9 protein-coding genes and 1 pseudogene are annotated in these 11,663 nt (G+C 73.6%); 5 read left to right on the plus strand and 5 right to left on the minus strand.

The genetic code is table 11. The annotated features are described in order from the left end of the window. Positions 1-33: 33 nt before the first annotated feature. Positions 34-456 (minus strand): CoA-binding protein, encoded by a 423-nt coding sequence (locus R2B67_RS32100; RefSeq protein ID WP_317823004.1) that lies wholly within the window; start codon positions 454-456, stop codon positions 34-36. Between the two features lie 75 nt (positions 457-531). Between R2B67_RS32100 and R2B67_RS32105 the strand changes: the two genes are divergently transcribed. The 3 genes from R2B67_RS32105 to R2B67_RS32115 all read left to right on the plus strand — a co-directional run bounded on the left by R2B67_RS32105 (position 532) and on the right by R2B67_RS32115 (position 5,562). Continuing rightward, positions 532-1,158 carry a YigZ family protein gene (locus R2B67_RS32105; RefSeq protein WP_237324804.1) on the plus strand — a complete coding sequence of 209 codons (627 nt, stop codon included), beginning with the start codon at positions 532-534 and terminating at the stop codon, positions 1,156-1,158. Between the two features lie 232 nt (positions 1,159-1,390). Then, on the plus strand, positions 1,391-2,560 hold the full coding sequence (locus tag R2B67_RS32110) for an exonuclease SbcCD subunit D (protein ID WP_317823007.1): 1,170 nt from the start codon (positions 1,391-1,393) through the stop codon (positions 2,558-2,560). Then, positions 2,557-5,562, plus strand: a complete 3,006-nt coding sequence (locus R2B67_RS32115; protein ID WP_317823009.1) for an AAA family ATPase — start codon at positions 2,557-2,559, stop codon at positions 5,560-5,562. The genes R2B67_RS32110 and R2B67_RS32115 overlap by 4 nt, the downstream gene beginning before the upstream one ends. 26 nt (positions 5,563-5,588) lie before the next feature. On the opposite strand, the gene R2B67_RS32120 is transcribed toward R2B67_RS32115, so the two are convergent. Further along, a complete protein-coding gene (locus tag R2B67_RS32120) occupies positions 5,589-6,035 on the minus strand; it encodes an Lrp/AsnC family transcriptional regulator (protein ID WP_018516112.1) in 447 nt (148 codons plus the stop codon). An 88-nt stretch (positions 6,036-6,123) separates the two neighbouring features. Between R2B67_RS32120 and R2B67_RS32125 the strand changes: the two genes are divergently transcribed. After that, positions 6,124-6,621, plus strand: a complete 498-nt coding sequence (locus R2B67_RS32125; RefSeq protein ID WP_317823012.1) for a rhodanese-like domain-containing protein — start codon at positions 6,124-6,126, stop codon at positions 6,619-6,621. A gap of 75 nt (positions 6,622-6,696) precedes the next feature. Here R2B67_RS32125 and R2B67_RS32130 read toward each other — a convergent pair whose 3' ends face one another. Then, positions 6,697-8,385 carry a DUF885 domain-containing protein gene (locus R2B67_RS32130; RefSeq protein WP_018516110.1) on the minus strand — a complete coding sequence of 563 codons (1,689 nt, stop codon included), beginning with the start codon at positions 8,383-8,385 and terminating at the stop codon, positions 6,697-6,699. Between the two features lie 67 nt (positions 8,386-8,452). After that, complete coding sequence (locus R2B67_RS32135) at positions 8,453-8,941, minus strand: Lrp/AsnC family transcriptional regulator (protein ID WP_026242237.1); 489 nt, start codon at positions 8,939-8,941, stop codon at positions 8,453-8,455. Between the two features lie 59 nt (positions 8,942-9,000). Here R2B67_RS32135 and R2B67_RS32140 point away from each other — a divergent pair, with 59 nt between their 5' ends. Beyond that, complete coding sequence (locus R2B67_RS32140) at positions 9,001-10,278, plus strand: trans-sulfuration enzyme family protein (protein ID WP_317823015.1); 1,278 nt, start codon at positions 9,001-9,003, stop codon at positions 10,276-10,278. 103 nt (positions 10,279-10,381) lie between these two features. On the opposite strand, the pseudogene R2B67_RS32145 reads toward R2B67_RS32140, so the two are convergent. Further along, positions 10,382-11,635 (minus strand): annotated as a pseudogene (locus R2B67_RS32145) (GNAT family N-acetyltransferase); the annotation flags it as partial. Between the last annotated feature and the right edge of the window lie 28 nt (positions 11,636-11,663).

Raw genomic sequence — 11,663 nt, forward strand, 5'->3', positions numbered from 1 at the left:
GATCCCTCCCCACGCCAGGCGGCCCGCACACCCTCACCCCAGCTGCGGAATTTCGATGGCGGGGCACCGGTCCATCACCATGTCCAGCCCCGCCGCCCGCGTCCGCTCGTAGGCGGCCGGGTCCACGACATCGAGCTGGAACCACACCGCCTTCGCCCCCACCGCCACCGCCTCGTCCGCGACCCCGCCCGCCAGCTCGCTGTTGACGAACACGTCCACCACGTCCACCGGGAACGGGATCTCCGCCAGCGAGGCGTACCCCTGCTCCCCGTGCACCGTCTCGGCCTTCGGGTGCACCGGCACCACCCGCTTGCCGAAGCGCTGGAGGACCTGCGCCACGCCGTAGGCGGCACGGGAGCGGTTGTCGGAGAGGCCCACCACCGCCCAGGTGTCGCCCGCGTCCTGAAGAATCCGCCGGATCGTCTCTGTCTCGTTGTCCCTGCCGTCTGCGTTCATGCCGGGACAACCGCCGGTCCCGGTCTCGTCATTCCCGCCGGAACCGGTCGGCGGAGCGGCGCATAAGGTGGACGGATGCAGGAGCAGTACCGGACCGTCGCCCGCGCAGGTGTGCACGAGAGCGAGATCAACCGATCGCGTTTCCTCTGCTCCCTCGCCCCCGCCGCCACCGAACAGGAGGCGCAGGACTTCGTCGCACGCGTCCGCAAGGAACACCCGACCGCCACCCACAACTGCTTCGCGTACGTGATCGGCGCCGACGCCTCCGTACAGAAGGCCAGTGACGACGGCGAGCCCGGCGGCACCGCCGGCGTCCCGATGCTCCAGATGCTGACGCGCCGCGAGGTGCGGTACGTCGCGGCGGTCGTCACCCGCTACTACGGCGGCGTCAAGCTGGGGGCGGGTGGACTGATCCGCGCGTACGGGGGAGTGGTCGGCGAGGCCCTCGACGCACTCGGCACGATCACCCGGCAGCGCTTCCGGCTGGCGACGGTCCGCGTCGACCATCAGCGGGCGGGCAAGCTGGAGAACGACCTGCGGGCCACCGGCCGGGACGTGCGCGAGGTGCGGTACGCGGAGGCAGTGACCATCGAGATCGGGCTGCCGGACGCCGACGTCGCCGCGTTCACCGCCTGGCTGGCCGACGCGACCGCGGGCTCGGCCACGCTGGAGCTGGGCGGCGAGGCGTACGGGGACGTGTGAGGGCTCGCCGCACCATGAGACGGGCCCCACGGGCGGCCGCCTGGGGGTCCCTGGGGGTCCCTGGGCGGCCTCACGGGCGGTCTCATGGGCGGCGAATTCTTGATCGATGCGGGTTCGGGGGCCCGGCGGCGTTAGCGTGGTCGGTGCCGGCGGCGGGATCACGGGCCGCTCCGGCGGTGGCCCAGGGGTGGAGGACGACGTACATGCAGCTCGGAACAGGCGGAGCGATCGCGTGAGGATGCTGCACACCTCGGACTGGCACCTGGGCCGGTCCTTCCACCGCGTCCCCCTCCTGGAAGCCCAGGCCGCCTTCCTGGACCACCTGGTGGCCACCGTCCAGCAGCGGGAGGTGGACGTGGTCCTCGTCTCCGGCGATGTCTACGACCGGGCCGTCCCGCCGCTCACCGCCGTCGAGCTCTTCGACCGCGCGCTGCACCGGCTCGCCGCCATCGGCGTCCCCACCGTCATGATCTCGGGGAACCACGACTCGGCCCGCCGGCTCGGCGTCGGCGCCGGGCTCTTCGACCGGGCCGGGATCCACCTGCGCACCGACCCCGAGAGCTGCGCCACCCCCGTCGTCCTCACCGACGCCCACGGCGACGTCGCCCTCTACGGCCTCCCCTACCTGGAACCGGCCCTCGTCAAGGACACCCTCCGCGCCGCCAAGGCCGGGCACGAGGCCGTCCTGACCGCCGCCATGGACCGGGTCCGCGCCGACCTCGCCACCCGCCCCGCCGGAACCCGCTCCGTCGTCCTCGCGCACGCCTTCGTGGCGGGCGGCGAACCCAGCGACAGCGAGCGCGACATCACCGTCGGCGGGGTCGCCGCCGTCCCCGCCGGGGTCTTCGACGGCGTCGACTACGTGGCCCTCGGCCACCTCCACGGCTCCCAGCGCGTCACGAGCCGCGTCCGCTACTCCGGCTCCCCGCTCGCGTACTCCTTCTCCGAGGCCGACCACCGCAAGACCATGTGGCTGATCGAGCTCGACGCCAGCGGAAGCATCGCCGCCGAGGAGCGGATCGACTGCCCGGTCGAGCGGCCCCTCGCCCGGCTCCGCGGACGCCTGGACGCCCTGCTGGAGGACCCGGCCCTCGACCGCCACGAACACGCCTGGGTCGAGGCCACCCTCACCGACCCCGTCCGCCCCGCCGACCCCATGGCCCGCCTCAGCGCCCGCTTCCCGCACACCCTCAGCCTCGTCTTCGACCCCGAGCGGCCCCCCGAGGACCCCCTCGCCTCCTACGCCCAGCGCCTCAAGGGCCGCGACGACCACCAGATCGCGGAGGACTTCGTGGCCCACGTACGCGGCGGCAGCGGACCCAGCGACCCCGAACGCACCGTGCTGCGCGCCGCGTTCGACGACGTGCGGGTCGACGACAGCGTGCGCGAGGTGTCCCGTTGAGACTGCACCGCCTCACCCTCACCGCCTTCGGCCCGTTCGGCGCCACCCAGGAAGTCGACTTCGACGCGCTCTCCTCGGCCGGCCTCTTCCTGCTCCACGGCCCGACGGGCGCCGGGAAGACGTCGGTCCTGGACGCCGTCTGCTACGCGCTGTACGGGGCCGTCCCCGGCGCCCGCCAGAGCCCCGGCGCCACCCTCCGCAGCGATCACGCCCCCGCCGATCTGCCCACCGAGGTCACGCTGGAGCTGACGGTCGGCGGCCGCCGCCTCGAAGTCACCCGCAGCCCCGCCCAGCCCCGCCCCAAGAAGAAGGGTGACGGCTTCACCACGGAGAAGGCCCAGAGCCGGCTGCGCGAGCGCGACCCCAAGGGCGACTGGCAAGGCCTCAGCAAGTCGCACCAGGAGATCGGCGAGGAGCTGGCCCAGCTGATCGGCATGAGCCGGGACCAGTTCTGCCAGGTTGTGCTGTTGCCCCAGGGCGACTTCGCCCGCTTCCTGCGCTCCGACGCCGAGGCGCGCGGCAAGCTCCTCGGCAAGCTCTTCGACACCCGCCGCTTCGCCGCCGTCGAGGAGCGCCTCGCCGAACTGCGCCGGGCGGCCGAGGCCCGGGTGAAATCCGGCGACGAGCAGATCCTCTCCCTCGCCCAGCGCATCGCCCAGGCGGGCGGCCCGACGGCGGCCGAGGCCGCACCGCCAACCGTACGGGCGGGCGAACCGGGCCTGGCCGAAGCGGTCCTGGAGTGGGCCGCGATCGCGCGCAGCGCCGCCCGTGAACACCTCGACATCGCGCACACGGTGGTCGCGGAGGCGGAGAGCCGCCAACTCGCCGCCCGCCGCGCACTGGACGCCGAACGCGAACTGGCCCGCCTCCAGGAGCGGTACGCGCAGACCCTGCGGCGCGCCGAGGCGCTGGAGGAGCGGCGCCCCGAACACGACCGCTGCCAGGAGCAGTTGGAGCGCGCCCGCAAGGCGGACCGGGTGGCGCCGGCGCTGGAGCTGCGCGAGGAGGCCGAGCGGGCGTACCGGGTCGCGAGCGACGTACTGGTCCGGACCCGGGAGCGGCTGCCCGCCGAGCTGGCCGACTCGGGGGCCGACCGACTGGCCGAGCTGGAGCGGCGGTTCCGGCAGGAGTTGGGCACCCTCGAAGCGGCCCGCAAGGCCGAGGTGCGCAGCGCGAGCATCGACGAGGAGCGCATCCGGCTGAACCGTGACGCCCGCGCCGACGACGAGATCGTCCGGGAGGCGGACGCGTGGCTCGCCGGCTGGGACACCACCCGCGCGGAACTCACCCAGCGCATCGAGACCGCACAGGAGGCCGCCACCAGGGCCGAACAGCTCGCCGGACAACTGGCCCCGGCCCGCCTCCGGTTGGACGCGGCCCGCCGGTGTGACGCGCTGGCCACCGACGTACAGGACGCCCGGGAGGCGCTCGCCGCCGCACGTGAACGGGCCCTGGCCGCCCACGAGTCCTGGCTCGGCCTGCGGGAACGCCGTCTCCGCGACATCGCGGCGGAGCTGGCCGCCGGTCTCGTCGCGGGCGAGCCCTGCACGGTCTGCGGCTCGGCCGAACACCCGTCCCCCGCAAGCCCTGGCGACGGCCATGTGGACCGGGCCACCGAGGAGAAGGCCCTCGCGGTCCACCGGTCCGCCGAGGAGGACCGCACCGGCGCCGAGCACGCACTCGCGCTCGTACGCGAACGGCAGGCGGCAGCCCGGAGGGAGGCTCAGGGGGACGATTCCGCGGACCCCACCGTCGCTGAACTCCACTCCCTCGTCGACCGGTTGAGCGGCGAACACGCCGAGGCCCACCGCCTCGCCGCCGGGATGCACGCCGCGCGTGAGGCGCTGGCCGCCGCCGAGCGGGAGCACGCCAAGAGGGTGGAGGAGCGGCAGGAGGCCCGCCGCAGGGCAGATGCTCGCATGGTCGAGGGCGAGGCGCTGGACGGCGAGCAGGCCCGCCTGGAGGAAGAGATCACCGCCGCCCGGGGCGAGTCGGAGTCCGTCGCCGCGCACGCGGACCGGCTGACCCGCCGGGTGGCGCTCCTCGCCGACGCCGCCGAGGCCGTACGCACCGAACAGGACGCGGCCCAGCGCCGGAAGGAGGCCGACGACCGGCTCTCCGACGCGGCCTTCAAAGCCGGGTTCGACACCCCGCAGGCCGCCGCCGCGACGCTCCTGGGCGCCGCCGCGCAGCGCGACCTCCAGCACCGCATCGACGCCTGGCAGGCGGAGGCGGCGGCGGTCGCCGACCGGCGCACCGAACGGGACGCACGCGAAGCCGCCGAACGCCCGGCGGCGCAGACCGCAGCGGCCGAAAGTGCCCACGAGACGGCGGAATGGCTGCTGCGCGAAGCCGCCTCGGCCCGCGCGGCGGCCCGCGACCGGTGCGCCGAACTCGACCGGCTCTCGGGACGGGCGGCCGAGGAGGTACGGCGACTGGGACCGGTGCGCCAGGAGTACGAGCGGGTCGCCCGGCTCGCCGGCCTCACCGCGGGGACCTCCGCCGACAACGAACGCAAGATGCGCCTGGAGGCGTACGTCCTGGCCGCCCGCCTCGAACAGGTGGCGGCCGCGGCCACCGCCCGCTTGCAGCGGATGTCCTCCGGCCGCTACACGCTCGTCCACTCCGACGCCCGCACGGGCGGCCGCCGGGCCGGGCTCGGACTCCATGTCGTGGACGCGTGGACCGGCAGCGAACGGGACACGGCCACGCTCTCCGGCGGGGAGACGTTCTTCGCCTCCCTGGCCCTGGCGCTCGGCCTCGCCGACGTCGTCACCGAGGAGGCCGGGGGCGTGCGCCTGGACACCCTCTTCATCGACGAGGGCTTCGGCAGCCTGGACGACCAGACCCTCGACGAGGTGCTCGACGTGCTGGACTCCCTGCGGGAGCGGGACCGCAGCGTCGGGATCGTCAGCCACGTGGCCGATCTGCGCCGCCGCATCCCCGCCCGGCTCGAAGTGGTCAAGGACCGGCACGGATCGACGGTGCACCACCGCCTCTGACGCCTCCAGGGGGTGGCTCCGGCGGCTCAGCGGGCGATCGCGCGCCGGGGGAGCGGCGAGGAGTAGACGACACTGGTGGTCACCGAACCGAGCGCGCCGATCCGGCCGGTCACCTCCTCCAGATGCCGCATCGAGCGGGCCGTCACCTTGAGGACGAAGCAGTCGTCACCGGTCACATGGTGGGCCTCCACGATCTCCGGGGTCGTCTCCAGGAGGTCGTGGAACGGCTTGTAGTTCCCGTTCGGGTAGCGCAGCCGTACGAGAGCGAGGACCGGCAGCCCGAGCCGCTCGGCGTCGACCACCGCCGCGTAACCGCTGATCACCCCGGTCTCCTCCAGGCGCCGCACCCGTTCCGTCACGGCGCTCGGGGACATGGCGACGGCACGGGCGAGCTCGGCGAAGGTGGCCCGGCCGTCGCGCTGGAGGACATCGAGAATGCGCCAGTCGGTGGCGTCCGGGGAATACTCGGTCATGCCGTGGAGCCAACAGGGAAATCCCCGGCGGATCAAGAGGAGTGCCGGGGAATCCCCCTTCCTGGTCCCGGACGACGGTCATAGATTCATGGTCATGACCTCCCCGGCCACGGCCACCGCCGTCAACTCCGTCCTGCGCGTCCCGCCCGCCTCCCCGGCCGCGGCTGCCGCCTACTTCGGCGCCTCGCTCGCCTTCCACGCCGATGTCTCCGACGTCGCCTCGGCACTCGCCGCCGACGGTGACCCCGGGTTCGTCGTCGTGGACTCCCGCTCCACCGCCTCCTGGGACCAGGGGCACATCCCCGGCGCGGTACACCTGCCCACCGCCCTGATCCCCGAGCAGGCTCCCCGGCTGCTGGACCCGGCCGTCCCGGTCGTCACGTACTGCTGGGGGCCGGGATGCAACGGCGCCACCCGCGCGGCCCTGGCGCTCGCCCAACTCGGCTACCAGGTCAAGGAGATGCTCGGCGGCTTCGAATACTGGGCGCGCGAGGGCTTCGCCTTCGAGACCTGGGAGGGCGGCGAGCGGCGCGCCGCCGACCCGCTCACGGCACCGGTCGACGACGACGCCGACTGCGGCTGCTGACGGCCAGGCCGTCGCGCTCACACCACCGGCCGGGACCCGCTCCGCGAACGGGCCCCGGCCGGCGGGCGGGACGGATCAGAGCCGGGACAGCTCGTCCACCAGATCGTCCAGGCCGAGCGACCCCTGCGAGAGCGCCGCCATGTGCCAGGCCTTGAGGTCGAACGCGTCGCCGTGCGCCGCGCGGGCGTTCTCCCGGCCGAGCAGCCAGGCCCGCTCGCCCAGCTTGTAGCCGATGGCCTGGCCCGGCATGGACAGGTAGCGGGTCAGCTCGCTCTCCACGAAGTCGGCCGGCCGCCCGCTGTGGTTGCCGAAGAACTCCTGCGCCAGGTCCGGCGTCCAGCGCTCGCCCGGGTGGAACGGCGAGTCCGCCGGAATCTCCAGCTCCAGGTGCATGCCGATGTCCACGATCACCCGGCAGGCCCGCATCATCTGCGCGTCCAGATAGCCCAGACGCCGTTCCGCGTCGGGCAGGAAGCCCAGCTCGTCCATCAGCCGCTCCGCGTACAGCGCCCACCCCTCGGCGTTGGCGCTGACCTGACCGAGCGACGTCTGGTAGCGGGAGAGGCTGTCGGCGACGTGCTTCCACTGCGCGATCTGGAGGTGGTGGCCGGGAACGCCCTCGTGGTACCAGGTCGAGACCAGGTCGTACACCGGGAAGCGGGTCTCGCCCATGGTGGGCAGCCAGGTGCGCCCGGGGCGCGAGAAGTCCTCGGAGGGGCCCGTGTAGTACGGGGCGGCGGCGCCGCCGGGCGGGGCGATGCGGGACTCCACCCTCCGTACCCGCTCGGCCAGTTCGAAGTGCGTGCCGTCCAGCGCCTCGATGGCCTCGTCCATCAGGCCCTGGAGCCACTCGCGGACCTCCTCGACGCCTTCGATGTGCTTGCCGTGCACATCGAGGTGGGCGAGCGCCTCCCAGGGCCCGGCGCCCGGCAGGATCTTCGCGGCCTCGGTCTTCATCTCGGCCAGCAGGCGGTGGTACTCGGCCCACCCGTACGCGTACGCCTCGTCGAGATCGAGGTCCGTCCCGTTGAACTGGCGCGTCCAGCGGGCGTAGCGCTCCCGGCCCACCGTGTCGGGTGCCCCCTCGATCGCCGGGGCGTAGACGTCCCGCATCCAGTCCCGTAGGGAGGCGAAGGCGGCGGTCGCGAGCCGGGCCCCCTCGGTCAGCTCCGGACGCAGGGCCTCCGGTGCGGGGGCGATGAAGTCCGTGAAGAACGCGGTGCTCTCGCCACCGCCGCTCCACTCCGTGAGCTGCCCGATGAAGGTGGCGGTCGCGCGGGGTCCGCCGTACAGCTTGCGCTCGAGGCCGAGTCCGAGCGAGGCCCGGTACCCCTCGACCGCGGCCGGGACCGCGCGCAGCCGCTCCGCGACCGCCGCCCAGTCCTCCTCCGTTTCGGTGGGGGTGACGGTGAAGACGCCGATGAGGCTGTGGGCGGGGGAGTGCAGGTTGGAGACGGCCCGCAGCCCCTCCTCCGCGTCGTGCACGGCGAGTTCCGCCGTCAGCCGCTCGCGCAGGAGCCGTCCGCAGCGGCGTTCCTCATCGCTGTCGGCACCCGGCAGCCGCTCGGCGTCGTCCAGCTTCAGCAGCGTGGCGCGGATGAGGTCGGCGGTCGCGTCCTGACCGGCCGGTGAGAAATCGGGCAGGCGGCGCGAGCTTTCCGGGACACCCAGATAGGTGCCTGTGATGGGGTCGAGTTCGATGACTGCGTCGACGTAGGCGTCGGCGACCTGGCGGGGCAGCGCGCTGCTCGAAGTGTCTGACATGCGGACATCCTCCAACGGCGGGCCCCTCCCCGTCACCACCGCCGAAGGGTCCACGTCCGAAAGACGATCACGGGCGGACCGGTTGTTCCGGCGGCAGCAGCGGGCCGCACTCCCACTGCTGGAAGATCAGCCGGGTGTCCACCCGGGCCACCTCCCGGCGCGAGGTGAACTCGTCCAGGACCAGCCGCTGGAGATCCGCCGCGTCGGCCACCGCCACCTGGACCAGATAGTCGTCGGGGCCGGTGAGATGGAAGAGCGCCCGCGACTCCGGCAGGGCCCGGATCCGGTCGACGAACGGGCCGATGAGCTCGCGGCGGTGCGGCCGGACCTGCACCAGGAGCAGCGCCTGGAGACCCCGGCCGAGCTTCGCCGGATCCAGCCGGAGCTGATCGCCGAGGATGACCCCGGAGCGGCGCAGCCGGGTCACCCGGTCCAGGCAGGTCGAAGGGGCCACCCCGACCTCGGCCGCCAGCTCCCGGTAGGTGGTCCGTGCGTCGTTCTGCAACAGCCGCAGAATGTGCAGATCCACCGGATCCAGAGCGACAGAATCAGCCATGCGGCGAACGTAACACGGTCCTTCGCCCCTACGAGCCGGTAACTGTTCAGAGTGTTGTCATGGACAACGAAGTCTCGATGACGCCCCCTGCCCCCACCCCGTCCAGGGCGCTGGCCACCGAAGCCGTGCACGCCGGACGCGACGACCTCGCCTCCCTCGGCCTGCACGCCCCTCCGCTCGACCTGTCCACCACCTACCCCTCCTACGACTCGCGCGGTGAGGCCGAGCGGATCGACGCCTTCGCCACCACGGGCGCCCGGCCGGACGGCCCGCCCGTCTACGCGCGGCTCGACAACCCGACCACCGCCCGCTTCGAGACGGCGCTCGCCCGGCTGGAGGGGACCGACAGCGCTGTCGCGTTCGCCAGCGGCATGGCGGCTCTCACGGCGGTCCTGCTGGCCCGCGCGAGCCTGGGGCTGCGCCATGTCGTCGCGGTCCGGCCCCTCTACGGGTGCAGCGACCACCTGCTGGGCGCCGGACTGCTGGGCACCGAGGTGACCTGGACCGACCCGGCGGGCATCGCCGACGCGATCCGCCCGGACACGGGTCTGGTCATGGTCGAGACCCCGGCCAACCCCACCCTGGCCGAGATCGACATTCGGGCCGTCGCCCACTCCTGCGGCTCCGTGCCGCTCCTGGTCGACAACACCTTCGCCACCCCCGTCCTCCAGCGCCCCGTCGAACACGGCGCCCGGATCGTCCTGCACAGCGCCACCAAGTACCTCGGCGGACACGGCGATGTGATGGGCGGAGTCGTGGCCTGCGACGAGGAGTTCGCCGCCACGCTGCGCCAGGTGCGGTTCGCCACCGGGGGCGTGCTGCACCCGCTGGCCAGCTACCTGCTCCTGCGCGGCCTGTCCACCCTGCCGGTCCGCGTACGGGCCGCCTCGGCGAGCGCCGCCGAGCTTTCGCGCAGGCTGACCGCCGACCCCCGGATCGCGCGGGTGCACTACCCGGAGATCGGCGGCGCGATGGTCTCCTTCGAGGTGTACGGGGACCCGCACGCCGTAATCGCCGGCGTACGGCTCATCACCCCCGCCGTCAGCCTGGGCAGCGTGGACTCGCTGATCCAGCACCCGGCCTCCATCAGCCACCGCATCGTGGACGAGGGGGACCGGCAGGCGTCCGGCGTCGGTGACCGCCTGCTGCGCATGTCGGTCGGTCTTGAGGACGTCGAGGACCTCTGGGCGGACCTGTGCCAGGCGCTCAGCGACGGGCCCGTTCCGCGGGCTCGGACCGCTGAGCGGGCCGCTGAGGGGGGCGCGCGTCCGTCGGCTGAGCCGTCAGCTCGTCCGCCGTACGCGTCTGCTCCGTCGCCCGCGTCAGCCGCGCGGTGATGACCAGGGTGCCCTCCTCGATCTGGTAGTCGAGGGGCAGCTCCAGGGCGCGCATCGCCGCGACCATGCCGGTGTTACGGGACTGGGTGACGGCGTACACGCTGTCGCAGCCCGCCTCCTCGGCGAGCTGCACCAGACGGCCGAGCAGCTCCGAACCGATGCCCCGGCGCTGCCAGTCGTCCTCGACGAGGAGGGCCACCTCGGTCTCGTCGCCGTCCCAGAGGAGGTGGCCCAGGGCCACCAGCTTGCCGGAGGCGGTCTGCACGGCCAGCGTGCGGCCGAACCGCGGGCTCAGCAGGTGGTCCAGGTAACGGTCCGCGTCCCCGACGGGCCCGTGGTAGCGCAGGCCCAGGGTGCCGGGGGAGCACCGGTCGTGCATGGCGCGGGCGGCGGCGAGATCGCTGCGGTCCGCGCGGCGCACGGTGATCTCGTTGCCCTCGGGCAGCGTGAGGATGTCCTCGCTACGGGGCACCCGCGGGCCGAGCCGGGCGTCCAGCTCCACCAGGGCGCGGGCCCGGGCGAACTCGGTCGGGGTGAACGGCAGATGGGGCCGCTCGACGGAGATCACGCCGCCGGACGGGTCGCGCAGCCGCATCACCGTCTCCTCCAGCACCCCTTCGACCGGGGCGCTCTCCCCGGTCGGGCGGCCGGTGATGGAGACGGCGGGCAGCGAGTGGATGGTGCACCGGCCGAGCAGCTGGCGCAGGGCGAGCGGGAGCTCCGCCGCGTCGAGCGCCGTGCGGGTGGCCAGCGAGAGCACCCGGGTCGGGGTGTCGACCAGATCGTGGGTGTCCGCCCGCTCGATCCAGGTGGCGGTGCCGCCCGCGCCCGAGATCTGCCGGGTGAGCTCCTGCGCCGGGAGCGAGGCGGGCGCCCGCAGCAGGAACTCGTCGACCGTCCCCTCGGCCAGCGGATGGGTCTGGAGCGTCAGGATGTCGATCCGGAGCCGGGCGAGCACCAGGCACAGCGCGGCCAGACTGCCCGGGGCGTCGCGCACGGTCGTCCGCATCCGCCACAGGACCGTCTCCCCGGCACCCGCCCCGGCCTCGGCCTCGGCCCCGACCACGGTCGCGGCCGTCGAGCCGGTGGCCGTTCCCGGTGTCGGATCGGACGCGGCCGGATCCGCGGACGGGGGAGCGTTGCTGTGGCGCCGCGCCCACCAGGTGTGGAACGCCGCCGTGGCCACCAGGGCCACGGCCGACGCCACGAGCAGGTACGGCCCGTCGGGCTGGTGCCCGATCAGATTGGCGATCGCGTCGGCCACGGCGACGGCGGTGAACAGCGCGGCCAGCTCGATCAGGTCCCGCCGCCAGTGGTGCGGACGGCGGGCGGTCTTCGCAGAGGTCACATCAGTCATATCCTTACTGTGAACGTCTGGTGTTGCC

The organism is Streptomyces cyaneofuscatus (assembly GCF_033109485.1).
GTDB lineage: Bacteria > Actinomycetota > Actinomycetes > Streptomycetales > Streptomycetaceae > Streptomyces > Streptomyces cyaneofuscatus.